At 72.7% G+C, this 24,063-nt stretch carries 19 protein-coding genes, 1 tRNA gene and 2 pseudogenes; 13 read left to right on the forward strand and 9 right to left on the reverse strand.

Annotation, left to right across the window (positions count from 1 at the left end; genetic code table 11):
* Positions 1-129 precede the first annotated feature (129 nt).
* Together ABZ117_RS31530 and ABZ117_RS31535 are read right to left on the reverse strand one after the other, a co-directional pair.
* Positions 130-966, reverse strand: coding sequence for an aldo/keto reductase (locus ABZ117_RS31530; protein ID WP_356825723.1), 837 nt, complete (start codon positions 964-966; stop codon positions 130-132).
* 126 nt (positions 967-1,092) lie between these two features.
* Positions 1,093-2,919: an AMP-dependent synthetase/ligase gene (locus ABZ117_RS31535; protein ID WP_356825725.1), complete on the reverse strand. Its 1,827-nt coding sequence runs from the start codon at positions 2,917-2,919 to the stop codon at positions 1,093-1,095.
* A 628-nt stretch (positions 2,920-3,547) separates the two neighbouring features.
* Between ABZ117_RS31535 and ABZ117_RS31540 the strand changes: the two are divergent.
* A pseudogene (locus ABZ117_RS31540) lies at positions 3,548-3,952 on the forward strand (Lrp/AsnC ligand binding domain-containing protein); the annotation flags it as partial.
* A gap of 34 nt (positions 3,953-3,986) precedes the next feature.
* Here ABZ117_RS31540 and ABZ117_RS31545 read toward each other — a convergent pair.
* Positions 3,987-4,856: a LysR substrate-binding domain-containing protein gene (locus ABZ117_RS31545; RefSeq protein ID WP_356825727.1), complete on the reverse strand. Its 870-nt coding sequence runs from the start codon at positions 4,854-4,856 to the stop codon at positions 3,987-3,989.
* 173 nt (positions 4,857-5,029) lie between these two features.
* Here ABZ117_RS31545 and ABZ117_RS31550 point away from each other — a divergent pair, with 173 nt between their 5' ends.
* The gene (locus tag ABZ117_RS31550; RefSeq protein WP_356825729.1) at positions 5,030-6,043 is read left to right on the forward strand and encodes a bile acid:sodium symporter family protein; all 1,014 of its coding nucleotides are present in this window, start codon (positions 5,030-5,032) and stop codon (positions 6,041-6,043) included.
* Here the strand turns inward: ABZ117_RS31550 and ABZ117_RS31555 are convergent.
* Complete coding sequence (locus tag ABZ117_RS31555; RefSeq protein WP_356825731.1) at positions 5,993-7,870, reverse strand: sialidase family protein; 1,878 nt, start codon at positions 7,868-7,870, stop codon at positions 5,993-5,995. The two genes, ABZ117_RS31550 and ABZ117_RS31555, sit on opposite strands and share 51 nt — an antisense overlap.
* A 115-nt stretch (positions 7,871-7,985) precedes the next feature.
* Positions 7,986-8,903, reverse strand: a complete 918-nt coding sequence (locus ABZ117_RS31560; RefSeq protein WP_356825733.1) for a zinc-binding dehydrogenase — start codon at positions 8,901-8,903, stop codon at positions 7,986-7,988.
* Positions 8,904-9,024: 121 nt separating this feature from the next.
* Here ABZ117_RS31560 and ABZ117_RS31565 point away from each other — a divergent pair, with 121 nt between their 5' ends.
* Positions 9,025-9,474, forward strand: a complete 450-nt coding sequence (locus ABZ117_RS31565) for a MarR family transcriptional regulator (protein ID WP_356825734.1) — start codon at positions 9,025-9,027, stop codon at positions 9,472-9,474.
* A gap of 143 nt (positions 9,475-9,617) precedes the next feature.
* Here the strand turns inward: ABZ117_RS31565 and fdhD are convergent, their stop codons facing one another.
* Positions 9,618-10,499 carry a formate dehydrogenase accessory sulfurtransferase FdhD gene (fdhD, locus tag ABZ117_RS31570; protein WP_356825736.1) on the reverse strand — a complete coding sequence of 294 codons (882 nt, stop codon included), beginning with the start codon at positions 10,497-10,499 and terminating at the stop codon, positions 9,618-9,620.
* 17 nt (positions 10,500-10,516) lie between these two features.
* Positions 10,517-10,624: pseudogene (locus tag ABZ117_RS31575) on the reverse strand (Fe-S-binding domain-containing protein); the annotation flags it as partial.
* Positions 10,625-10,835: 211 nt separating this feature from the next.
* Here ABZ117_RS31575 and ABZ117_RS31580 point away from each other — a divergent pair.
* The 3 genes from ABZ117_RS31580 (at position 10,836) to ABZ117_RS31590 (ending at position 12,597) form a co-directional block, all read left to right on the forward strand.
* Positions 10,836-11,009: a hypothetical protein gene (locus ABZ117_RS31580; protein ID WP_356825738.1), complete on the forward strand. Its 174-nt coding sequence runs from the start codon at positions 10,836-10,838 to the stop codon at positions 11,007-11,009.
* A gap of 348 nt (positions 11,010-11,357) precedes the next feature.
* A complete protein-coding gene (locus ABZ117_RS31585) occupies positions 11,358-12,305 on the forward strand; it encodes a beta-ketoacyl-ACP synthase III (RefSeq protein ID WP_356825740.1) in 948 nt (315 codons plus the stop codon).
* Between the two features lie 204 nt (positions 12,306-12,509).
* Positions 12,510-12,597 (forward strand) — tRNA-Leu (locus ABZ117_RS31590).
* Positions 12,598-12,671: 74 nt separating this feature from the next.
* On the opposite strand, the gene ABZ117_RS31595 is transcribed toward ABZ117_RS31590, so the two are convergent.
* On the reverse strand, positions 12,672-13,235 hold the full coding sequence (locus ABZ117_RS31595; protein ID WP_356825742.1) for a dihydrofolate reductase family protein: 564 nt from the start codon (positions 13,233-13,235) through the stop codon (positions 12,672-12,674).
* Positions 13,236-13,454: 219 nt separating this feature from the next.
* On the opposite strand from ABZ117_RS31595, the gene ABZ117_RS31600 reads away from it, so the two are divergent.
* The 3 genes from ABZ117_RS31600 (at position 13,455) to fusA (ending at position 17,353) form a co-directional block, all read left to right on the forward strand.
* Positions 13,455-13,709: a hypothetical protein gene (locus ABZ117_RS31600; RefSeq protein WP_356825744.1), complete on the forward strand. Its 255-nt coding sequence runs from the start codon at positions 13,455-13,457 to the stop codon at positions 13,707-13,709.
* Positions 13,706-14,992, forward strand: a complete 1,287-nt coding sequence (locus tag ABZ117_RS31605) for an MFS transporter (protein ID WP_356825746.1) — start codon at positions 13,706-13,708, stop codon at positions 14,990-14,992. The genes ABZ117_RS31600 and ABZ117_RS31605 overlap by 4 nt, the downstream gene beginning before the upstream one ends.
* 303 nt (positions 14,993-15,295) lie before the next feature.
* Positions 15,296-17,353: an elongation factor G gene (gene fusA / locus ABZ117_RS31610; RefSeq protein ID WP_356825748.1), complete on the forward strand. Its 2,058-nt coding sequence runs from the start codon at positions 15,296-15,298 to the stop codon at positions 17,351-17,353.
* A 545-nt stretch (positions 17,354-17,898) separates the two neighbouring features.
* Here fusA and ABZ117_RS31615 read toward each other — a convergent pair.
* Entirely contained in the window at positions 17,899-19,188 is a 1,290-nt protein-coding gene (locus tag ABZ117_RS31615; protein WP_356825750.1) for an ROK family protein, read from the reverse strand.
* A 192-nt stretch (positions 19,189-19,380) separates the two neighbouring features.
* On the opposite strand from ABZ117_RS31615, the gene ABZ117_RS31620 reads away from it, so the two are divergent.
* From ABZ117_RS31620 to ABZ117_RS31635, 4 genes are read left to right on the forward strand one after another with little or no spacing between them, the layout of a single operon-like run.
* Positions 19,381-20,697, forward strand: a complete 1,317-nt coding sequence (locus ABZ117_RS31620; protein WP_356825752.1) for a sugar ABC transporter substrate-binding protein — start codon at positions 19,381-19,383, stop codon at positions 20,695-20,697.
* Between the two features lie 5 nt (positions 20,698-20,702).
* The gene (locus tag ABZ117_RS31625; RefSeq protein WP_356825754.1) at positions 20,703-21,692 is read left to right on the forward strand and encodes a sugar ABC transporter permease; all 990 of its coding nucleotides are present in this window, start codon (positions 20,703-20,705) and stop codon (positions 21,690-21,692) included.
* 13 nt (positions 21,693-21,705) lie between these two features.
* Positions 21,706-22,545, forward strand: coding sequence for a carbohydrate ABC transporter permease (locus ABZ117_RS31630; RefSeq protein WP_356825790.1), 840 nt, complete (start codon positions 21,706-21,708; stop codon positions 22,543-22,545).
* A 29-nt stretch (positions 22,546-22,574) separates the two neighbouring features.
* On the forward strand, positions 22,575-23,939 hold the full coding sequence (locus ABZ117_RS31635; RefSeq protein ID WP_356825756.1) for a GH1 family beta-glucosidase: 1,365 nt from the start codon (positions 22,575-22,577) through the stop codon (positions 23,937-23,939).
* Positions 23,940-24,063: the final 124 nt, after the last annotated feature.

Raw genomic sequence — 24,063 nt, forward strand, 5'->3', positions numbered from 1 at the left:
GAACTCGTGCGGCTTGACCCAGCGCTCGAGGGGGTGGTGGCCCACGGACGGACGCCCCGCTGCTGAGCGGGGCGCACGGCCGGGTGTATCGCGGTCCGGTTCCGGCCCGGTCCGTCGGGATCCGGGGGATCAGGCCATGTCGAAGGCGGCCGGGTCGGGCCCCAGGCGCCGGTCCTCGTTCAGGGCGCTGATCGCCGCGAGGTCCTCGTCGTCCAGGCTGAAGTCGAACACCTCGATGTTCTCCTTGATCCGGGACGGCGTCACCGACTTCGGGATGACGACGTTGCCGAGCTGCACGTGCCAGCGCAGCACGACCTGGGCCGGGGTGCGGTCGTGCTTCCGCGCGATCGCCACCACCGCCGGCACCTCCAGCAGGCCCTTGCCCTGGCCGAGCGGCGACCACGCCTCGGTGGCGATGCCCCGCTCCGCGTGGAACTCGCGGACGGCCTGCTGCTGGAGATGCGGGTGCAGCTCGATCTGGTTGACCGCCGGGACGACGGAGGTCTCGGAGATCAGCCGGCGCAGGTGCTCGGGCAGGAAGTTGGAGACGCCGATGGCGCGCACCCGGCCGTCGGCGTGCAGCTTCTCGAACGCCTTGTACGTGTCGATGTACGTGTCCCGGGAGGGCAGCGGCCAGTGGATCAGGTACAGGTCGACGTAGTCGAGACCCAGCTTCTCCAGCGACGCGTCGAAGGCGCGCAGCGTCGAGTCGTACCCCTGGTCGCTGTTCCAGAGCTTGGTGGTGACGAAGACGTCCTCACGGGGCAGGCCGGAGGCGGCGATGGCCTTGCCGGTGCCCTCTTCGTTGCCGTAGATCGCCGCGGTGTCGATACTGCGGTACCCGGCCTCGAGCGCCGTGGCGACGGCCCGCTCGGCCTCGTCGTCCGGCACCTGCCAGACGCCGAAACCCAGCTGGGGCATCTCGACGCCGTTGTTGAGGATGATCGGGGGGACCTTGCTGCTCACGAGCCTCTTGATCCTTCGTTTGTCGACAGGTGGTACTGACATGCTCAACGATCACGGGTTGCCGTGCATTCCTGACCACGCGATCCGATCCGCTGCATGTCACAGGTCACTCCCGGAAGCGGCTCCTCATCCCTGGTAGAGCGCCTCGACCTCGCGTTCGTACGCCTTCTCGATCGCCTTGCGCTTCAGCTTCAGCGACGGCGTCAGCAGGCCGTGCTCCTCGGTGAACGGCTGGGCGAGTATGCGGAAGGTGCGGATCGACTCGGCCTGGGAGACCAGGGTGTTCGCGGCGACCACCGCCCGCCGCACCTCGGCCTCCAGGTCCGGGTCGCGGACCAGCTCGGCCGGGGCCGGTCTCGGCTTGTTGCGCATCTGGAGCCAGTGGGCGACCGCCTCCTGGTCGAGCGTGACCAGGGCGGCGATGTACGGGCGGTCGTTGCCGACGACGATGCACTGGCTGACCAGCGGGTGGTCGCGGACCCGTTCCTCCAGCGCGCCCGGGGAGACGCTCTTGCCGCCGGAGGTCACCAGGATCTCCTTCTTGCGGCCGGTGATGGTCAGATAGCCGTCCGCGTCCAGGGAACCCAGGTCCCCGGTGGCCAGCCAGCCGTCGTGCAGGGTCTCGTCGGTGGCCTTCTGGTTGTTGAGGTAGCCCAGGAAGACGTTGCCGCCGTGCAGCCAGATCTCCCCGTCGTCGGCGATGTGCACGGTGACGCCCGGGACGGCCTGTCCCACGGTGCCGTAGCGGGTGCGCTCGGGCGGGTTGGCGGTCGCCGCGGCCGTCGACTCGGTCAGGCCGTAGCCCTCGTAGATCTGTACGCCCGCGCCCGCGAAGAACAGTCCCAGCCGGCGGTCCATCGCCGATCCGCCGGACATCGCGTTGCGCAGCCGGCCGCCCATCGCGGCGCGGATCTTCGCGTACACCAGCTTGTCGTACAGCTGGTGCTGCATGCGCAGCCCCGCCGACGGGCCGGGCCCGGTGCCCCAGGCCTTGGCCTCGACGGCCTCCGCGTAGTGCACGGCGATGTCGACGGCCTTCTCGAACGCCCCGGCCCGCCCGTCCTTCTCGGCCTTGCGGCGAGCGGAGTCGAACACCTTCTCGAAGATGTAGGGAACCGCGAGGATGAACGTCGGACGGAACGCGGCCAGGTCGGGGAGCAGGGCGGCGGCGTTCAGCTGCGGCTGGTGCCCGAAGCGGACCCGGCCGCGGATCGCGGCGACCTCCACCATCCGCCCGAAGACGTGCGCCAGCGGCAGGAACAGCAGGGTGGACGCCTCGTCGCCCTTCTTCGAGTGGAACACCGGCTCCCACCGCCGGATGACGGTGTCCGCCTCGAACATGAAGTTGCCGTGTGAGAGGACACAGCCCTTGGGCCGGCCGGTGGTGCCCGAGGTGTAGATGACCGTGGCGACCGAGTCCGGGGTGACGGCCTGCCGGTGCCGGTGCACGACCTCGTCCTCCAGGTGCGCCCCGGCGTCGTACAGCTCCTGCACGCAGCCGGCGTCCAGCTGCCACAGCTCGCGCAGCCGGGGGAGCCGGCCGATGACCGTGGCGATGGTCATGGCGTGGTCCTCGTGCTCGACGACCGCCGCGGAGACCTCGGCGTCGTGCAGCATCCAGAAGCACTGCTCGGCCGAGGACGTCGGATAGACGGGCACCACCTGGGCGCCGATCGTCCACAGGGCGAAGTCGAACAGGGTCCACTCGTAGCGGGTGCGGGACATGATCGCGACGCGGTCGCCGAAGCGGACGCCACGGGCGAGGAGTCCCTTGGCGAGCGCCATGACCTCGTCGCGGAACCCGGCGGCCGTCACGTCCCGCCACTGCCCGGAGGCGTCCTTGCGGCCGAGGGCGATGTGCAGCGGGTCGGTCACCGCGTGCTCGAAGACGGAATCCGCCAGACCGCCGACCGGCACCGGCGACTCCAGCGGCGGGTTGGTGAACTCGCGCAACCTCGCTCCCCGTGTCTCGCGCCTCAGTGACGTTGGCCGGCACACCGCCGTCAGGCCGTGAAAGCTACCCCAACCGTCCGGCGTGCGGGAGGGGTACGGAAACGTAGCAAAGCTCACGTTCTCCCCGGCCGGGGGTCGTGAAATGCCCGCACATGGGTAGGGGCCGGACACAATACTGACGGGTCAGTAAGTTTCGGTACCGTAATCTCCACCGAATCTGTACCGGCCGATTACGGCCCCCCGCGCACCCGGAGCCCCGGAGACCGGGACGTCAGGGCCCCGGAGCCGGGCCCGGGCGACCGGGGGAGAGGTCGGCAGGGGCGAGGGTTGGATGGCCGGGGGCGGCCTTGAGCAGCCGAGGGGCGGGGCTGGGCCGGCCGGGGTGCGGGGCTTGGGCGGCGGCCCGGGACCCGCGGCACGTGACCGTCCCGCGCCGGGCCTGCGTCCGGGGGCCGGCCCGCACCCGGTGTCCGTTCCGCGCCCTGCCGTCCTGCCGTTCTGCCGTTCTGTGGCCCTGCCGCGCTGCCGCCCTGCCGTCCTGTCGCCCACCGCTCCCACCGCCTGTGCGCGGAGGGCGGCCTGCGGGTCGTCGTCCTGCGGGACGCCGTACGCCTCGGCCAGGACCAGCGACGGCCGCGCCACCTACCCGGAGCTCCAGCGTGCCACCGGCCGTTCCGAGTCCGCGGTCGCATGCCGGCTGTCCGCGCTGATCGTCTCCGGCGCGGTGTACGTCGGCATCGAGTACGACACGGAGATCCTCGGGTGTCCCCGGGCAGCCGTGATCGGGAAGCCGTGATCGGGACACCACCGCGCCGGGCGCCCCGGACTCCGTCGGCCGGACCCTCGCCACCCACGACGAGGTGGCCTTCGCCTCCGCGACGGCGGGTCCGTCCCACTCGTCGTCACCGCCGTCGTCCGCGACACCGCCGGGCTGTACGCCTGCCTGAGCGGACCACCGGGCCGCCTGGAAGGCGTCCGGCACGTCGGGACGACCCCGTTCCCGCGCCGCGTCGAGCAGCTCACGTACCCCCGTGTCCCGCTGACGCGGAGTTCCGCCCGGCCCCCCGTCACCCGCCCCGTCGCCGCAGTCGCTCCCCGCCCGCCAGGACCGCCGCCGCCAGGGCGTCCGCGGCGCCCTCGCTCGCGCCGCGGCGGCTGCCGTGGACGAGGACGAAATCCACCTTTCCCAGTTCGGGCAGGCCGGAGCGCTCGGGCAGCCGGAACAGGCCGGGCGGGATCAGCCGGCGGGAGTGGGCCATCACACCGAGGCCGGCCCGGGCCGCGGCGATGAGCCCGTTGAGGCTGCCGCTGGTGCACACGATCCGCCACGGCCGGCCCTGCCGCTCCAGCACCTCCAGCGCCCGGGCCCGGGTCAGGCCGGGCGGCGGATAGACGATCAGCGGGACCGGCCGGTCGGGGTCCAGGCGCAGCCGTTCGGCACCGATCCACACCAGGTCGTCGCGCCAGACCAGCGTGCCGCGGGAGTCCTCCGGCCGCCGCTTGGCCAGCACCAGGTCCAGCTTCCCGGCGGCCAGCCGCTCGTGCAGGGTGCCGGACAGCTCCACCGTCAGCTCCAGGTCGACCTCCGGGTGGTCGTAGCGGAAGGCCTCCAGGATCTCGGGCAGCCGGGTCAGGACGAAGTCCTCCGACGCGCCGAAGCGCAGCCGGCCACGCACGCGCGTGCCGGTGAAGAACGCGGTCGCCTGCTCGTGCACGGCCAGGATCCGGCGGGCGAACCCCAGCATCGCCTCGCCGTCCTCGGTCAGCTCCACCGCATGCGTGTCCCGCGCGAACAGCTGCCGGCCGGCCGCGTCCTCCAGCCGGCGGACATGCTGGCTGACCGTGGACTGGCGCAGTCCCAGCCGCCGGGCCGCCTGGGTGAAGCTCAGTGTCTGGGCGACCGCCAGGAAGGTGCGCAGCTGCGTCGGTTCGTACACACCCCGAGCCTAGTACCGGTCATCGCGGATCATGATGACTGTCAGCACGGTGTGCGGGTTTCCCGATCGGCCGCAGGCGGGGCACGATGGTGGAGGGCCCGGCGGTCCCGGGACCGGACGACACACGCACAGCACACCGGAGCACTGTGAAACGCCTGAGCTGGCCGGCTTGGATGCCGATCGACCCGTACATCGTGCTGCTGCTCGGGACGGTGGGCCTCGCCGCGCTGCTCCCGGCCGCCGGCACCGGCGCGGACGTCGCCTCGGGTGCCTCCACGGCCGCGATCGCCTTCCTGTTCTTCCTCTACGGCGCCCGGCTGTCCACCCGGGAGGCGCTCGCCGGGCTCACCCACTGGCGGTTCCACCTCACCGTCCTGGCCTGCACCTTCATCGTCTTCCCGGTCTTCGGGCTCGCCGCGCGCGGGCTGGTGCCGGCCTTCCTGACGCAGCCGCTCTACCAGGGCCTGCTGTTCCTGACGCTGGTGCCGTCCACGATCCAGTCGTCGATCGCGTTCACCTCGATAGCCCGCGGCAACGTGCCCGCGGCGATCTGCGCCGGCTCCTTCTCCTCCCTCGCCGGCATCGTGCTCACCCCGCTGCTCGTGGCGGGGCTGCTCGGCGGCGAGGCCGGTTTCTCCGCCGACTCGCTGGTGAAGATCGTGGGGCAGCTGCTGGTGCCGTTCCTCGCCGGGCAGCTGCTGCGGCGCTGGATCGGGGACTTCGTCGCCCGGCACAAGAGGGTCCTCGGGCTGGTCGACCGCGGCTCCATCCTGCTGGTCGTGTACACCGCCTTCAGCGAGGGCGTGAACCAGGGTGTCTGGCACCAGGTCAGCGCCGTGCGGCTGGCCGGTCTGCTGGCCGTCGAGGCCGTCCTGCTGGCCGTGATGCTGGCCCTGACCTGGTACGGCGGCCGGGCGCTCGGTTTCGGCCGGGAGGACCGGATCGCCCTCCAGTTCGCCGGGTCGAAGAAGTCCCTCGCCTCGGGACTGCCCATGGCGAGCGTCCTGTTCGGCGCGCACGCCTCCCTGGCCGTGCTGCCGCTGATGCTGTTCCACCAGATGCAGCTGATGGTGTGCGCCGTCATCGCCAAACGCCGGGCCCGCGATCCCCGGGTGAGCACGGACCCGGCCGGGGAGTCAGCCGTTCACGGCGTCCAGCGGCAGCCACAGGACCGTGTCCCGCGCTGACCGCAGCACCCGCGGATCCGCCAGTTCCGCGTCGGTCAGCGCCCGGTCCCAGACGCGCACCTCGTCCAGCGCGCCGGTGAAGAAGGCGCGGCTGTCCATGCGCTGACCGAGGTGGACGCCGAAGGGGGAGTTGCGGCTGACGGAGCCCGGTGGGCCGGCGACGTCCGACCGGGTGCCGTCCACCGACAGCGACAGCCGGCCGGCGCCCCGGCGGAGCACGGCGTGGTGCCACCGGCCGTCGTTGTACGCGGTGTCCGTGCGCACGTACGCGCTCTGCGGCGCACCGGCACCGTCGCGCACCGTGACCAGCCCCTGGAGGCGGTGGTTCGCCGGCTCACCGCGCAGCCACACCTGCGGCTGGCCGGTGCCGATGCCGCCCATCCACAGCATCGGCTGCTCTCCGGCCGCCGCCGTGTACCGGAACCACAGCGACGCCGTGAAGTCCTTTTCTTCCAGGGGAAGTTCAGGGCGGTACGGCAGGCGTACGGCGTCGTCGGTGCCGTCGAACTCCAGCGCGCCCCCGGACACCCCGTCCGTCTCCTCCGCGCCGCCGAGCACCGCGGCCGGGCGGGCGTGGTGGGCGCGGTCGGCGGTGACCGGGTCGGGATCACGGCGCGGCGCGAGCCAGTCCTCGGTGAAGCGGGCGAAACGGATCTCGTCCCGCGCGTCCACCGCGCCGCCCTCGTACAGCAGGCCGACCGTGCCGGAGTCGGCGCGCACCAGGTCGGAGTAGCCGGACCAGTCCGGGGTGACCACCGTGCCGCGGTCCACGGTGTCCCAGGTCCGGCCGCCGTCGTAGGAGGAGCGGATCATCATCGTGCGGCGCCGGTCGGGGTCGGCGGGGCAGGCGAGCAGCAGGCGGTCGCCCAGGCGCAGCAGCGCACCCTGCACCTGCGGGGTGTACAGGTCGGGCAGGGCGCGGAACGGCGCGGTGAAGCTGCTCCCGCCGTCGCGGCTGACGGCCTGCGTGCGGTGGCCGAGGTCGGTGCCGTCCTGCTCCCGGCCGCTGACCAGGATCGAACCGTCCTCGCGTTCGACGATCGTCAGTTCGGAGGGCTTCTGTCGGAAGGTCCCGTCGGCGGCGACGGGCCAGGTGTCGGTGGCGCCGATCCGCCAGTGCTCCCCGTGGTCGTCGCTGACGATCAGCGCCGCGTGGTCGGCACTCACCCTGCCGCCGTCCCAGGTCTCGGTGTTGACCCCGAACACCAGGCGCCCCGCGTACCGGCCGCGGGTGAGCTGGATGCCGTGCACGGGACCGGTCGCGTACCAGGAGTTCCAGTCGGCCGGCAGGATCTCCGGGCTCAGGTCGCGCGCCGGCGACCACGTCCGGCCGGTGTCGTCGCTGTACCGCAGATGGGGGGTGCGATCGCACGGCACCGAGCAACTGGCGCTGTCCGTACGGCCCGTGTTGTACGTCTCCGCCAGCCAGATGCGCCCGGTCGAACGGTCCACGACCGGCGCGGGATTGCCGTGGGTGTCGCCGGCCCCCTCGTCGACCACCTGCAACGGGCCCCAGCTGCGGCCGCCGTCGGTGGACCGCTTGAGCACGATGTCGATGTCGGCCGCGTCCCCGCAGTTCAGGACCCGGCCCTCGGCGAACGCCAGCAGTGTGCCGTCGGCCGCCCGCACGACCGCCGGGATACGGAAGCACGCGTACCCCGGGTCCTGGGAGGCCCTGAACAGCACCTGCTGCTCGAACTCCGGGGAGCCGCCGGCCGGCCGGGCCTGCGCCGGGTGGGCCGGGAGGAGCGGTGTCAGCAGCGCGCCCGTGGTGAGGACGGCGGTGGCCAGTGCGGATCTGAGACGGGCGCGAAGACCTGACGGCACGGAGCGACCTGCCCTTCCTCGGCCGGACAACTGGACATCCGGACATCCCACGTCCAACGTGCGTCTCCCCGACGGTAGTTGGGGGTGCGGCGCCTCACAAGAAGCGTGCGGGCACTTACGGGCGCAGGACGACCTTGCCCAGGTTGGCCCGGGAGGTGATCACCTCGTGCGCCTTCGCCACGTCCTCCAGGGTGAACTCCCCGTGCACGGCGGGCCGCACGGCACCCTCCGTGTACAGCCGCCACAGCTCCCGCCGCCACCGCTCGTACAGCTCCGGCCGGTCGCGGGCGATGAGCGCCATCTGGAAGCCGATCGCCGACTTGGCCCCCACCAGCAGGTCGTACGCCCGGACGGTGCCGCCGCCCGAGCTGTACGCGACCAGGCGGCCGTGCGGGGCGAGCGCGGCGAGGGCGGGGGTGAGCAGGTCACCGCCCACGGCGTCCAGCACGCAGTCGACGGGTTCGCCCCACCCGTCGTCGCCGTACCGGACGCAGTCGTCCGCGCCCAGCGACCGGACGAACGCCGCCTTCCCCGGCCCGGACACCGCCCCCATCACCCGGGCCGCGCCCCGCGCCCGCGCCAGCTGCACCGCGAGGTGCCCGACCCCGCTCGCCGCCGCCGTCACCAGGACGGACTCCCCGGGCGTGAGCCGTGCCGCCTCCAGGGCCCCGAGCGCCACCAGACCGCTGCGCACCAGCGCGACCGCCGTCACCGCGTCCGCGCCGTCCGGTACCGGCGAGGCCATGTCCTCGCGCAGGACGGCGAAATCGGCGTACCCGTACCCGAAGCACAGGCCGGTCACCCGGTCGCCGGGCCGGAACCGGGTCACGTCCCGGCCGGAGGCGACCACCTCGCCGGCGATCTCCCCGCCCAGCGCGACCGGCTCCGCGGCCTCGGTGACCTTGCGGACCGTCGGCAGGGTGACGCCGACGGCCGCGCAGCGCACCAGCAGCTCCCCGGGGCCGGGCTCGGGCACGGGAACCTCTTCCAGGAACAGGGGGCCGCCGGCGGACTCGTACCGGACGCGACGCATCGCACCTCCATGGCCGGGCACGCCCGACGGGTCGTTGGGAACACCCACGAAATCGTGGGGAGCCCCAACGATAAAAAAGGATCGTTGGGATGTCCAATGATTCCTGGGCTAGGCTTCCGGCATGGCCGAAGCACCCCTGCCCGCGATCCGCTCCCTCCCCAGCTGGCTGCTCGGCCGGGCCGCCGCGCGGGGCCGCGCCCTGGTCGCCGACGCCCTCGCCGCCGAGGGCCTGCGGATGTGGCACCACGTCGTCCTCTCCGCCGTCCGCGACCTCGCCCCCGTCGCCCAGGCCGACCTCGGCCGTGCCGTGAGCCTCGACCCCAAGGACGTCGTCGGCATCCTGAACGACCTCCAGTCCACCGGCCTGGTCGACCGCGCCCCCGACCCCCGCGACCGGCGCAAGAACGCCGTCACCCTCACCGAGGACGGCGCCCGTCTCCTCGTACGCTGCGAAAAGGCGGCCCGCGAGGCCAACGACGCCCTGCTCGCCCCGCTGACCGCCGCCGAACGCGAGCAGTTCACGGGCCTGCTGGTCCGGATCTCCGGCACGACGGCTGACGGCGGCGGGTGAATGCGCCGGGGCGCCGGCGAGCGTCGGCATCGGCGAACGGGTCGGCGAACGTAGGGGTCGGCGAACGCAGGGGTCGGCGAAGGCAGGCGCCGGGCGCGCGCCGACGGGCCGGTCCGCTCACCGGACCGGCACCGGGAGCATGCTCACCCCTGGGTGGCGGCCTCGGTCTCCCGGCTCTCCCGCTCCCGGCTCTCCCGCAGGACGACGCGGTCCTCGCCCGCGTACACGTTCATCGAGCTGCCCCGCAGGAAGCCGATCAGCGTCAGGCCGGTCTCCGCCGCCAGGTCCACCGCCAGCGAGGACGGCGCCGACACCGCCGCCAGCACCGGGATGCCCGCCATCACCGCCTTCTGCGCCAGCTCGAAGGAGGCCCGGCCCGACACCATGAGGATCGTCCGGGACAGCGGCAGCCCACCGTGCTGGAGCGCCCGGCCGACCAGCTTGTCCACCGCGTTGTGCCGGCCCACGTCCTCCCGGGTGTCCAGCAGCTCGCCGTCCTCGTCGAACAGGGCCGCCGCGTGCAGGCCGCCGGTCCGGTCGAACACGCGCTGGGCCGCGCGCAGCCGGTCGGGGAGGTCCGCCAGCAGCTCGGGCGTGACCCGCAGCGGGGGAGTGTCGGCGATCGGCCAGCGCGTCGTCGTACGGACCGCGTCCAGGCTGGCCTTGCCGCACAGCCCGCACGAGGACGAGGTGTAGACGTTCCGCTCCAGAGCGAAGTCCGGGAGCGTGACGCCCGGCGCGGTCCTCACGTCGACCACGTTGTAGGTGTTCGCACCGCCCTCCCCGGTGGCCCCCGCGCAGTAGACGATGTTCTGGAGGTCGGCTTCCGTGGCCAGGACACCCTCGCTCACCAGGAACCCCGCCGCCAGCGCGAAGTCGTCGCCCGGGGTGCGCATGGTGATGGCGAGCGGCTTGCCGTTCAGCCGGATCTCCAGCGGTTCCTCGGCGACCAGCGTGTCCGGCCGGGCGGACACCGCCCCGTCCCGGATGCGGAGGACCCTGCGTCGTTCCGTGACTCGTCCCATGTTCTGATCAGCCCCGGGTTCGGTACGTGGTGGCCGGAACGGCCCTTGATGCAGCCGTGGGTCACCGGGCCGTCGTACGGCGGGGCGACCTTCACCGTCTCATTGTCCTGCACACGGACGCCGAGCGTGCGGCCCGCTTCCGGTACCCGGTACCCGCGGGCGGGCCGGCGAAAATGCTGCCGCCCGGGCGGCAGCGGTGTGTGATCGTGCGGACCACGGGCAACTCACGGGCGTACCCCGTCTTCCGTTCCACCGCCAGGACGGCCGCGTACCGGCAGCCCAGGCGGTTCGCGGACCCCCTGACGTCCGGAGCCGCCCCTGCACGCCTGGGCGAGGGTGCCGCGGGGAACCGCCGAGGAGCCCTTCGCCGCGGCCCTCGGGCGGGGCCGGGCCGGCATCGGCTGGCACGGCACCTGGCCGGACGACCCGGACACGGACCGGCCGGGCCACGCCGGATACGACGGGGTCCAGATCCTGTCGCACTGCGACGACGCGGACGGCGAACGGTGATCCGGCCGGCACACCGTCTTGGTCCACACGACGAAGTGGGGCGACCCGGCCCGCGCCGCGCACATCGGCGGGACGGTGCTCGGCGAGGCGCGGACCGGATGGTGAGGCGCCGCTCGCGCGCACGTCAGGCGCTCTGGACCGGAGCGTACGACCGACGGCCGGACCGGAGCGCGCGACCGACGCCGTCCGGGGCGCGCGACCCGGGGTCTGACCGGGGCGCGCGACCGATGCTCTGACCGGAGCCGACAATCCCGACACCGGATTCCTGTGGCTTCACCTGCCGTCGTACCCGTGAGTCACTGCTCAGACTGAAGGATCCCGCTACCCGGCAACGAGGGGATCCCCTGCATGAACGGCTCGCGCATCGCCGCCATCGGTCACTACCAGCCCGCCAAGGTGCTCACCAACGACGATCTGGCAGGCATGGTCGACACCGGTGACGAGTGGATCCGCAGCCGGGTGGGCATCCGTACCCGGCACATCGCCGGCCCCGACGAACCCGTCGACGAACTCGCCGCGCACGCCGCCGCCAAGGCGCTCGCCGCGGCCGGCCTGGCGCCGCACGACATCGACCTGGTCCTCGTCGCCACCTCCACCGCGATCGACCGCTCCCCGAACACGGCCGCCCGCGTCGCGGCCCGGCTCGGCATCCCGCGGCCCGCCGCGATGGACGTGAACGTGGTGTGCGCCGGGTTCACCCACGCGCTGGCCACCGCCGACCACACCGTCCGGGCCGGCGCGGCCACCCGCGCCCTGGTCGTCGGCGCCGACAAGATGTCCGACGTCACCGACTGGACCGACCGGAGCACCTGCGTCCTCGTCGGTGACGGCGCCGGGGCCGCCGTGGTCGAGGCCTGCCGGCCGGGGGAGGAGCCCGGGATCGGGCCCGTGATGTGGGGGTCGGTGCCGGAGATGGGGCACGCCGTACGCATCGAGGGCACGCCGCCGCGGTTCGCCCAGGAGGGGCAGAGCGTCTACCGGTGGGCCACCACCCGCCTGCCGGCCATCGCCCGCCAGGCCTGCGAGAAGGCCGGGATGGCACCCGAGGATCTCGCCGGGGTCGTCCTGCACCAGGCCAACCTGCGGATCATCGAGCCGCTGGCCGCGAAGATCGGCGCCGTCAACGCGGTGGTCGCCCGCGATGTCATCGAGTCCGGGAACACGTCGGCCGCCAGCATCCCGCTCGCCTTCTCCAAGCTGGCCGAACAGGGAGCGCTCCGCACCGGCGACCCGGTGCTGCTGTTCGGCTTCGGCGGCAACCTGTCGTACGCCGGGCAGGTCGTACGCTGCCCATAAGGCCCCGGAGCCCCGGCTCCCGCCGTCCCTCTCACGTGCCGTACACGCGCTCTCGCACACGGTGCACCGCTGGCGATCCACTGCCTCCCCGGGCGCCCCGGACACCGCCCGGCGTGCGGATACGCAGGTGAAACGCACTCCGAAACCTTGGTATTGTTGTCCATGTCGCCGCGGGGAACACACCCACGTGGCGGCAGACACCTGGTCCGGGTGGCGGAATGGCAGACGCGCTAGCTTGAGGTGCTAGTGCCCTTTATCGGGCGTGGGGGTTCAAGTCCCCCCTCGGACACCAGCGAAGACCCCAGTGCACCTGGGGTCTTTCTGTTTTCCTGGTCCGTCCTTCCTCAGGCCCGGCGCTGGAGCCGGCTAGCGCGCCACGCGGTAGCGGAGGTAGACGACTCTGGAGCTGAAGGTGCGGGTCTCGAGGAGTTCGAGATCCACCCGGCGCTCGCGTCGGGGAAAGAACGGAATGCCACCGCCGACCAGCACCGGGCAGACCCTGGCCCGGTACTCGTCGATCAGACCCGACGCGGCCGCCTCGGCGGCGAGGGCCGCTCCGCCGATCGCGATGTCGCCCTCTCCGGGTTCGGCTCGCAACCGCTCGATCTCCTCCGCCAGGCCGCCGGAGAGCAGGCGGGCATTGCCCCGCACCGCCGACAGCGTGGTGGAGAAGACCACCTTCGGGAGCGGCTTCCAGATCGCGGCCCACCTCAGCATCGACTCGTCGAGCGATGGATCCTGGTCGGCGGTCTCCCAGTACAGCATCGTCTCGTACAGTCGTCGTCCCATCAGGTGGACGCCGACCTCTCGCATCTGGTCGGTGACGAAGCGAAAGACATCCTCGTCGGGCGCCGTCCAGTCGAAGCCGCCGTCCGGCCCGACGATGTAGCCGTCGAGCGAGACGCCCATCGAATAAGTCACGGTGCGCATCGGAAGTCCTCCTCGGTAACGGGTTCGACAGTACGACCCCCGGACGCCGCGGGACTCATCGCGGCTCGCGGGAATCCCCGGGCCGAGTGATCTCACGAGCGACGGTGCTTGTATATGCGCTGTTATGGTGCGCCGTATGGCCGACGACATCCATCCGTCCGACCCGACGCAGCGGACTTCAGCGCACACGCTGCGGCGCTCAGCCAGAAAGTCGCCGCCATGCGCACGTCCGGCTGGGTCCGGACCGTCGTGGGCGACGACGCGCGGACCAGGAAGGTGACGCTCCCCGACAAGGCTCGCCGCGTCGTCGGCCGCCTGGCGGCGGAATCGCGGGCCACCGAGGCCGCCCTCGCCGACCTGGAGGCCGAGATCCCCTACCCGCTCTCCCAGGTCGTCACCGACATCGAGCGCGCTCCTGACCGCAGGAGTCACCAGGGCCGGATCGCCGAGAAGCTGGCCGAGGATCCCGCGTGAAGTACCGGCACGCCCTGATCGACGTGACTCCGCTCCGGTCCTCGCCGGCGTTCCGGCGGCTGTGGGCCGGGCAGGCTCTGTCCGTTCTCGGCGGCCAGATGACGCTGGTCGCCGTGCTGTTGCAGGTGTGGCAGACGACGAAGAGCACCACGTGGACGGGCGCCGTCGGGCTGGCGCAGGCGGTTCCGCTCGTCGTGCTCGGACTGTTCGCCGGGTCGCTCGTCGACCGAGTGGACCGGCGGCGGTTCTACCTGCTCACCACCAGCGGGCAAGCCCTGTGTTCGGGTCTCCTCGCCCTTCAGGGATTCCTCGCGCCCCTGCCCGCCGCCGGTGTGCTCGGGCTGGTCGCCCTCCAGTCCTGCTTCGTCGCCGGCGGCGGCCCGGCCTCCCGCACCTTCGTTCCGCACCTTCTGCCCAAGGAGCAACTGGCCGCGGGACTGGCGCTGACACGCGTCGCCTTCCAGAGCGCCATGCTGCTCGGTCCCGCGCTGGCCGGACTGGTCGCGGGCGGGCTGGGAACGGGCACCTGCTACCTGATCGACGCCCTGACGTTCGCCGCGGCCTTCTACGGCGCCCTCGGCCTGCCGAAGATGGGCCCCGGAGACGAGCCCGCGCGGCCAGGCCTGCGCGGAGTGCTGGACGGGCTGGCCTTCCTGGGCCGCACTCCCGTCATTCGCGGCGCCCTGCTCACCGACCTGGCCACCACCGTCCTGTCGATGCCCATCAGCCTGTTCCCCCTGGTCAACGCCGAGCGATTCGGCGGCGATCCGCGCACTCTCGGACTGTTCCTCACGGCCCTCGCCGTCGGCGGGGTCGCCGCGTCCCTCCTCTCCGGGACCTTCACCAGAGGCGCCCGCCCCGGCCTCGTCATGCTCGCCGGATCCGCCACCTGGGGTGCGGCGTTGACGCTGTTCGGTCTGGTGTCCGACCCATGGGCCGCTCTCGCCTTCCTCGTCATGGCCGGTGCGGCCGACACCGTCTCCGTCGTCTCCCGCAGCACCGTCGTCCAGACTCACACTCCCCACGCACTGCTCGGGCGCGTCAGCGCGGCCGAACAGATCGTCGGGCAAGCCGGACCCGACCTCGGCAACATGCGCGGCGGCCTGGTCGCGGGCGCCACCTCGGGAATGGCGGCCCTCGTCAGCGGTGGCCTGCTCTGCCTCGGCGCCGTGGCCGCGGTGGGCGCCACCACGGCGGACCTGCGCGGCCGTCGCGCCGCCCGCGTCGCCACACCGCTTCCGGGCCCGGAAAACCGTGTGCCCCGGCCGGACGGTCCTGCCTAGACTCGCCACCGATCCGGTGTCGCCCCCGTTGTGGGCCGCCGGGGGTGACAGCCGTGTCGAGTGAGGGGAGCCGGGCCGTGTGCGAGCGCACCGCTGCCGTCGCTTCCCGCTCCCGGTACGAGGTGATCCTCGTATCCTCGTCCGGCCGGTGCCCGCTGCGCGGCCGGCACCGGATCCCGTGACGCCCCGCTGACCTCTCCCCGCCGCTCCGGCCGTGTGCCGGACGCGGCCCGCAGGCCGGCGCACTTCCGGGCGCACGGGTGATCGCGCTGCCCCACTTCACCCTCCGAAAGGCATCGGGCCGTGCGTACGACCACCCACCCTCTCGCCGCTGTCCGCAATCTCGGCATCCTCGCCCACGTCGACGCGGGCAAGACCACCGTCACCGAGCGCATCCTGTTCGCGACGGGCACCACCCACAAGCGGGGCGAGGTGCACGACGGCACCACCGTCACGGACTTCGATCCGCAGGAACGCGACCGGGGCATCACCATCTTCGCCGCCGCGGTGAGCTGTGCCTGGGACGGCCACCGCATCAACCTGATCGACACCCCCGGACACGTCGACTTCGCCGACGAGGTCGAGCGGTCGCTGCGCGTCCTGGACGGTGCCGTCGCCGTGTTCGACGCCGTCGCCGGGGTCGAGCCGCAGAGCGAGTCCGTGTGGCGGCAGGCCGACCGGCACGGCGTGCCGAGAATCGCGTTCGTCAACAAACTGGACCGCGCGGGCGCCGACCTCGACCGCGCCGTCGCCTCCATCCGGGAACGGCTGCACCCCGCCCCGCTGGTGGTGCAGCTGCCGGTCGGCGCCGAGGACGGCTTCACGGGTGTCGTGGACCTGGTACGGATGCGGTCCCTTGTCTGGGACGACGGCGAAGGCCCGGCCGTGGAAAGGGCGGTGCCCGAGGAGTTGCGGGAGGAGGCGGTACGGCGGCGGCGCGCGCTGGAGGAGGCGGTCGCGGAGCGGCACCCGGCTGCCCTGGAGGAGTTCTGCGACCGCGGAACCCTCTCCGCCGCGACCCTCACCGCCGCCCTGCGCGACCTGACCCGCAGCGGGGACGGCGTGGTCGTGCTGTGCGGTTCCGCCTACCGCAACCGCGGCATCGAACCCCTGCTGGACGCGGTGGTGGCCTACCTGCCCTCGCCGCTGGACGTACCCGCCGTACGCGGGGTCCACGACGGCGCCGGACAGCGGCGGGCCGCCGATCCCGGACTGCCGTTCGCGGGGCTGGTCTTCAAGGTGAACGCGGGCGCCACCGGGCGTCTGACCTATGTGCGGGTCTACTCGGGCACGCTGGAGAAGGGGGACACCGTGTGGGACGCGGGCGCCGGACGCACCGAGCGGGTGGCGCGCATCCTGCGGGTCATGGCGGACCGGCACGTTCAGCTGGACCGGGCGGTCGCCGGTGACATCGTCGCCGTCGCGGGCGTGAAGTCGGCCCGGCCCGGCGCCACACTGTGCGACCCCGGGGCGCCGCTGCTGCTGGAACCGACCGTGGCCGCCGATCCCGTGGTGTCCGTGGCGGTCGAGGCACGGCGGAGCACGGACACCGGGCGGCTCGCCACGGCACTCGCCCGGCTCGCCGAGGAGGATCCCTCGCTGGTGGTGCGCACCGACGCCGAGACCGGGCAGACCGTGCTCTCGGGAAGGGGCGAACTCCATCTGGAGGTCGCGGTGGAGAGGATCCGCCGTGACGGCGGGCCGGAGGTCACCGTGGGCCGGCCGCGGGTCTCGTACCGGGAGACGGTGACCGGCGCGGTACGCGGGTTCGTGTACCGGCACGTCAAACAGGACGGCGGAGCGGGGCAGTTCGCGCATGTCGTCCTGGACGTGGAGCCGCTCGGGCCCGGCGCGGGTGTCACCGGCTTCGTGTTCCGGTCGGCCGTGACCGGCGGCCGGGTGCCGCAGGAGTACGTCCGCGCGGTGGAGGCCGGCTGCCGGGACGCCCTCACCGAGGGGCCGCTCGGCGGGTACCCGGTGACCGGGCTGCGCGTCACGCTCACCGACGGCTCCACGCACGTGAAGGACTCGTCGGACACGGCCTTCCGCACCGCAGGCCGGCTCGGCCTCCGCGCGGCGCTGCGGGCCTGTACGGCCGTTCTGCTGGAACCGGTCGCCGAGGTCACGGTGACCGTGCCGGAGGACGCGGTCGGCGGGGTCCTCGGGGACCTGGCCGCACGGCGCGGCCGGGTCGGCGGCTCGCAGGTCCGTGGCGGCGCGGCCGTCCTGACCGCGACCGTGCCGCTGGCGGAACTGTTCGGCTACGCCACCCGGTTGCGCAGCCGCACCCAGGGCAGGGGCACGTTCACCACCCGGCCCACCGGCTACGCACCGGCACCGGTGACGGCGCCCGCACGGTGACCACCGCACCGGTCCACCACACCGGCGGGGTGACCACGGTGCCCTCGGGGTGACCGCCGGCCCGCGCCCGGCACGCTCATGGTGTGCCGGGCGCGGACCGCGCGGGGCGAGCGGATCAGGGGCAGGACAGCCCGGCGGACGGGGGTCGTCGTGCGCCACGGCCGGGCCGCTGCACACAGCGTGTAGTCCCGGCGAGGAGGGGGAGCGGGGTGGCCGAGGGCGAACGGCCGGCTGGGGGGAGGGGGTGGCAGACCTTCTGGCCCCGGTCCCCATCGCGCCCCTGCCCCCACCGCGTCCTGCGACGCGCGGAACCGGGTCGCCAGGGCTGGGGTGGGAGCGGGTGGCGCACCTTCTGGTCCCGGTCTCCACCGCCCCCGTCTCTCGTCGCCGTCCTGCGACGGGTGGGGCCGGTCGGCCGGGTGGGGCCGGTCGGCGGGGGTGGGAGCGGTGGCGAACCCGCCGGACCCGGCCTCCACCCCGGGTGGCGAACCCGTCGGCCCCGGCCCGGCCCCCCACCACCCCCACCACCACACCCCCACCACGCCCTACACCAACCGGCTCTCCAAGCTCGCCCGCCACGGCGGTGGCGCCGCCCGGTGCACGGCGGGGCTGGGCCGGTGTCCGCCGCGGGTGAGGAACGCGGCCAGGGGGAGGACCGCCGCGCCCACGGTGACCGCGTCCGGGCCGAGGTGGCCCAGTTCGATGCGGGTGCGGCCCGCGGGGAAGCGCAGGGCCTGGGCGAGGGCGTGGGCGCGGACCTCCTCCAGGAAGGCGGGGCCGAGCTGGAGGCCCGCCCAGCCGCCGACGAGGACCCGTTCGGGCTGGAAGAGGTTGATGAGATCGGACAGGCCCGCACCGAGGTACCGGGCGGTCTCGTCGAGCACCGCCGCCGCCACCGGGTCGGGCTCCGCCCCGTCGTCCGGGCGGGCCGCGGCCAGCAGTTCGGTCAGCGCCCGCTCCTCGCCGGCCCCGGCCGACGGCCGCCCGCCGGCCTCCCGCCAGCGCGCCACCAGCGCCTCCGCGCCCGCGTACGCCTCCAGGCAGCCCCGTGCCCCGCACCGGCACCGGCGCCCGCCGACCCGTAGTGTCAGGTGCCCCCACTCCACCGCCCGGCCCTGTTCCGCGTCCTCGGTGACCACGCAGGCGCCGACCCCGGAACCGAAGAGCACCACCACGGCGTTGCGGGCACCGCGCCCCGCGCCGAACCACATCTCGGCCTGCCCCAGCGTCTTGGCGCCGTTGTCGATGAAGCAGGGTACCTGCGCGGGGAGTTGGTCGGTCAGCCGGAGCAGCCGCTCCAAGGGGACCGCGTCCCAGCCGATGGTCTGCCCGTGGACGACCGCGCCGTCCTCCCCGGTGTCCTCGATGATGCCGGGGACGCCGATGCCGATGCCGAGCAGCTCGCCGGGGGCGCCCTCGGCCGCCCGCAGCACCTCGGTGATCCCTTGACGGACGTGGTCGACGACGGCGTCGACGTCGTAACCGCGTGGCCCCAAGGGGCGCTCCGCGCGCGCCAGTTCGGTGAGGCCCAGGTCGAACAGCTCGACCCGGACCCGGGTTTCTCCGACGTCGACCCCGATCAGCCGTCCGCTGTCCGGCCGTACGCGCAGCAGCCGGCGTGGCCGGCCCGCGTCCGCGCCGACCACGCCCGCCTCCTCCAGCAGGCCGTCGGCCAGCAGCTCGGCCACGACGTTGCTGACGGATCCCGAACTGAGCCCGGTCGCCGGTCCCAGCGCGTACCGGCTCATGGGCCCGTCGAAATACAACCGTTGCAGAACGGCGCTGCGGCTCTCCCGCCGCAGGTCACGCACCGTACGGCCTCGCCGTCCCGCCACCTGGCCTCCCTGTTTCGCATCATTTTCGGGCCCGCGGGGGCGGCCGTCGCTGCCGCATCCCTTGACGAGCGTTTCTCATGAGGTTTAACTCACGTCCTAAATTAAGCCATGAGGGGCTCGGGGTGCCGGACGGGGTGCCGATCGCCGCGAGCCGCCCATGGGTTCGACTCCCGGAAAGGGACACCAGGAGCCATGCGCAGCATCCGAGCCGCGGCCGTAGGCGCCGTCACCATGTCTTTCGCCCTCGCGGCCACGGCCTGCGGGGGCGGTTCGTCCAGCGGCGGGGGCTCCGGCGACTCGCCGAAGACGCTCACCTACTGGGCCACCAACCAGGGCGCCAGCATCGCGATCGACCAGAAGGTCCTCCAGCCCGAACTCGACAAGTTCCAGAAGCAGTCCGGCATCAAGGTGAAGCTGGAGGTCGTGCCCTGGTCCGACCTGCTCAACCGGATCCTGACCGCGACCACCTCGGGCCAGGGCCCGGACGTGCTCAACATCGGCAACACCTGGAGCGCCTCCCTCCAGGCCACGGGCGCGCTGCTGCCGTGGGACGAGGGGAACTTCTCGAAGATCGGCGGCAGGGACCGCTTCGTGGACTCCGCGCTCGGCTCCACGGGCGTCCAGGGCAAGGACCCGGCCGCGGTACCGCTGTACTCGATGGCGTACGCGCTCTACTACAACAAGCGGATCTTCGCCGACGCCGGCATCACCAAGCCCCCGGCCACCTGGGACGAACTGATCGCCGACGGCAAGAAGATCGAGGCCAGTGGCAAGTCCGCGCTCGGCGCCGAGGGCGCCAACCTGTCGGAGAACATCCACCACGTCTTCGTCTTCGCCAAGCAGCACGGCGCCGACTTCTTCACCCCCGAGGGCAAGCCCGACTTCACCGGCACCAAGGTGGTCGACGCGGTCAAGCAGTACGTCGACCTGATGGCCAAGGACAAGATCATCCCCACCGGTGACGCGGAGTACGCGCAGAACCAGTCCGTCAGCGACTTCGCCAAGGGCAAGCAGGCCATGCTGCTGTGGCAGACCGCCGCCGCCAACCTCAAGAGCCAGGGCATGAGCGAGGACGCCTACGGCGTCGCCCCCGTGCCCGTGCGGTCCGGCGCCCCCGGCACCGGCGCCCAGACCAACTCGATGGTCGCCGGCATCAACATCGCCGTCTTCAAGAACAGCCACAACCTCGACGGCGCCACGAAGTTCGTGAAGTTCATGACCGGCGACGCCGAGCAGAAGATCCTCAACAAGGCCTACACCACCATCCCGCCGGTCAAGAGCGCCCAGGCCGACCCGGCGTTCGACGCCCCGGCCACCGCCGTGCTCAAGCAGACCCTCGCCACCAGCGCCGCCGCGCTGCCGCAGGTCGCGTCCGAGTCGCAGTTCGAGACGGCGGTCGGTACGGCCGTGAAGGACCTGTTCGCCGATGCCGCCGCCGGACGCGCGGTCACCACCGACTCGGTCCGGGCCAAGCTGGAGAAGGCCCAGCAGCAGATGCCGGCGGCCTGAACGCGATGACCACGACCACCACCGCCCGCAAGGAACCGGTGCGGCCGGTCTCCCCCGGTGCGGCGCGCGCCCCGCGCCGCACCGGGCGGGTCCGCCGCGTCTCACTGCCGTACCTGCTCCTCCTGCCCGCCCTGGTCCTCGAACTCCTCGTCCACCTGGTGCCGATGGTCATCGGCATCGTGATGAGCTTCAAGGAACTCACCCAGTTCTACATCCGTGACTGGGGCAGCGCCCCCTGGTCCGGCCTCGGCAACTACCGCATGTCGGTGGACTTCGACGCCCCCGTCGGCGAGGCCCTGCTGCACTCGTTCCTCGTGACCGTCGGCTTCACCCTGGCATCGGTCGGGCTGTGCTGGCTGACCGGCACCGCCGCCGCGGTCTTCATGCAGGGCGCCTTCCGGGGCCGCGGCCTGCTGCGCGCCCTGTTCCTGGTGCCGTACGCGCTGCCCGTCTACGCGGCCGTCATCACCTGGGTGTTCATGTTCCAGCACGACAACGGCCTGGTGAACCACGTCCTGCACGACCAGCTGCACGTCACCGACAAGCCGTCCTTCTGGCTGATCGGCGACAACAGCTTCTACGCCCTGCTGACCGTGTCCGTGTGGAAGGGCTGGCCGTTCGCCTTCCTCATCGTGACGGCCGGCCTCCAGAACATCCCCGGCGAGCTGTACGAGGCCGCCGCCCTCGACGGCGCGGGCGTCTGGCAGCAGATCCGCCGCATCACCCTGCCGTCGCTGCGCCCGGTCAACCAGGTGCTGGTGCTGGTGCTGTTCCTGTGGACGTTCAACGACTTCAACACGCCGTACGTGCTGTTCGGCAGGTCCGCCCCGGAGTCCGCCGACCTGATCTCGGTCCACATCTACCAAGCCTCCTTCGTCACCTGGAACTTCGGCACCGGCTCGGCCATGTCCGTCCTGCTGCTGCTGTTCCTGCTCGTCGTGACGGGCGGGTACCTGCTGCTCACCTCGCGCGGACGGAGGACCGCCGATGTCTAGCCCGAACTCACCGATGGCGGAACCCCGTTCGTTCGTCTGGGCCCGGCGGATCTTCCTCACCCTGCTCGCCGGTTTCGTGGCCGTCCCGGTGTACGTGATGGTCTCCAGCTCGCTGAAGCCCCTCGCGGACGTCACCGGCAAGTTCCGCTGGCTGCCCAGCGGGCTGACCGTCCGGCCGTACATCGACATCTGGTCGACTGTCCCGCTCGCCCGGTACTTCGTGAACTCGCTGATCGTGGCGGGCGCCGCGACCCTGTGCTCGGTCGTCATCGCGGTGTTCGCGGCCTACGCCGTCAGCCGCTACGACTTCCGCGGCAAGCGCGTCTTCACGGTCACCGTGCTGTCGACGCAGATGTTCCCGGGCATCCTCTTCCTGCTGCCGCTGTTCCTGCTCTACGTCAACATCGGCAACGCCACCGGCATCGCCCTGTTCGGCTCCCGCGGCGGGCTGATCCTGACGTACCTCACCTTCTCCCTGCCGTTCTCCATCTGGATGCTGATCGGCTACCTCGACTCGGTGCCGCGCGACCTGGACGAAGCGGCGCTCGTGGACGGCTGCGGCCCGCTCGGCGCCCTGCTCAGGATCGTCGTACCGGCCGCGGTCCCCGGCATCGTCGCGGTCGCCGTCTACGCCTTCATGACCGCGTGGGGAGAGGTCCTCTTCGCGTCCGTCATGACCAACGACACCACCCGCACCCTCGCCGTCGGCCTCCAGGGCTACTCCACCCTCAACGACGTCTACTGGAACCAGATCATGGCCGCCTCGCTGGTCGTCAGCGTGCCCGTGGTCGCCGGGTTCCTGCTGTTGCAGCGCTATCTCGTCGCCGGGCTGACGGCGGGCGCCGTCAAGTGACCCGCACCCCGCTTCCCGAAGGGACTCCCGTGTCCGAACGCATCGACCTCGCCGCCCTCCCGCACGACTTCCTGTGGGGTACCGCCACAGCGGCGTACCAGATCGAGGGGGCCGTCGCCGAGGACGGCAGATCCCCGTCGATCTGGGACACCTTCTCGCACACCCCCGGGAAGATCGCGGGCGGCGACAACGGCGACACCGCCTGCGACCACTACCACCGCTGGCGCGAGGACATCGGCCTGATGGGCCGGCTCGGCGTCAACGCCTACCGGATGTCCGTCGCCTGGCCGCGGGTGATCCCCGGCGGCACCGGCGAGGTGAACGCCAAGGGCCTCGCCTTCTACGACCGGCTGGTGGACGCCCTGCTGGAGGCGGGCATCACCCCGTCGGTCACCCTCTACCACTGGGACCTGCCGCAGACGCTCCAGGACCGCGGCGGCTGGCCCGAGCGCGACACCGCCCTCGCCTTCGCCGAGTACGCCTCCGCCGTCGCCGCCCGCCTCGGCGACCGCGTCACGCTCTGGGCGACCCTCAACGAGCCGTCCTGCTCGGCCTGGATCGGTCACCTGGAAGGCACGATGGCCCCCGGCTGGACCGACCTCACCGCCGCCGTGCGGGCCTCCTGCCACCTGCTCCTGGGCCACGGCCTCGCCACCCAGGCGATCCGCGCCGCCGCGCCCGGCGCCCAGGTCGGCATCGTCAACAACCTCTCCACCGTGCACCCGGCCACCGGCCGGCCCGAGGACCGGGAGGCGGCGCGCCGCCACGACGGCCACGTCAACCGCTGGTGGCTGGACCCGGTGCACGGCCGCGGCTTCCCGGCCGACATGGTCGAGACCTACGGCGTCGAACTCCCGCTGCGGGAAGGGGACCTGGAGACCATCGCGGCCCCGCTGGACTGGCTCGGCCTGAACTACTACTTCCCCGCCTACGTCGCCGACGACCCCGACGGCCCCGCCCCCCACGCCCGTTCCGTGCGCCGCCCGGACGTGCCGCGCACCGGCATGGACTGGGAGATCGACGCGAGCGGCATCGAGACGCTGCTGCTGCGCCTCACCGAGGAGTACGGCGCCCGGAAGATCTACGTCACCGAGAACGGCTCGGCCTACCCGGACGTGGTCCGCCCGGACGGCACCGTGGACGATGTCGAGCGCCAGGAGTACCTGGAGCGGCACCTCGCCGCCTGCGCCTCGGCGGCCCGCAAGGGGGCCCCGCTGGCCGGCTACTTCGCCTGGTCGCTGCTGGACAACTTCGAGTGGGCGTACGGCTACGCCAAGCGGTTCGGCCTGGTCCACGTCGACTACCGCACCCAGGTGCGCACCATCAAGGGCAGCGGACACCGGTACGCGGACATCGTCCGCGTCCACCGCGGCCGGGCACGCCGGGCCGCCTGAGCCCGGCCCGGACGGCCGGTGGGCGCGGGTACGGGAACCCGCGCCCACCGGTCCACACCCCGCAGGACCCCCGCACCGCCCCGGACGAACCCTGGACTGTCATGCACGCGCCAATCATCCATCC

The sequence above is a fragment of the Streptomyces sp. NPDC006309 genome (assembly GCF_040613095.1).
GTDB lineage: Bacteria > Actinomycetota > Actinomycetes > Streptomycetales > Streptomycetaceae > Streptomyces.

Coding starts and splice junctions, on each gene's coding strand:
- ABZ117_RS31550 (WP_356825729.1), top strand. CDS start 5,030: ATGCCGATCGACCCGTACATCGTGCTGCTGCTCGGGACGGTGGGCCTC.
- ABZ117_RS31560 (WP_356825733.1), bottom strand. CDS start 8,903: ATGCGTCGCGTCCGGTACGAGTCCGCCGGCGGCCCCCTGTTCCTGGAA.
- ABZ117_RS31565 (WP_356825734.1), top strand. CDS start 9,025: ATGGCCGAAGCACCCCTGCCCGCGATCCGCTCCCTCCCCAGCTGGCTG.
- fdhD (WP_356825736.1), bottom strand. CDS start 10,499: ATGGGACGAGTCACGGAACGACGCAGGGTCCTCCGCATCCGGGACGGG.
- ABZ117_RS31585 (WP_356825740.1), top strand. CDS start 11,358: ATGAACGGCTCGCGCATCGCCGCCATCGGTCACTACCAGCCCGCCAAG.
- ABZ117_RS31595 (WP_356825742.1), bottom strand. CDS start 13,235: ATGCGCACCGTGACTTATTCGATGGGCGTCTCGCTCGACGGCTACATC.
- ABZ117_RS31600 (WP_356825744.1), top strand. CDS start 13,455: ATGCGCACGTCCGGCTGGGTCCGGACCGTCGTGGGCGACGACGCGCGG.
- ABZ117_RS31620 (WP_356825752.1), top strand. CDS start 19,381: ATGCGCAGCATCCGAGCCGCGGCCGTAGGCGCCGTCACCATGTCTTTC.
- ABZ117_RS31625 (WP_356825754.1), top strand. CDS start 20,703: ATGACCACGACCACCACCGCCCGCAAGGAACCGGTGCGGCCGGTCTCC.
- ABZ117_RS31630 (WP_356825790.1), top strand. CDS start 21,706: ATGGCGGAACCCCGTTCGTTCGTCTGGGCCCGGCGGATCTTCCTCACC.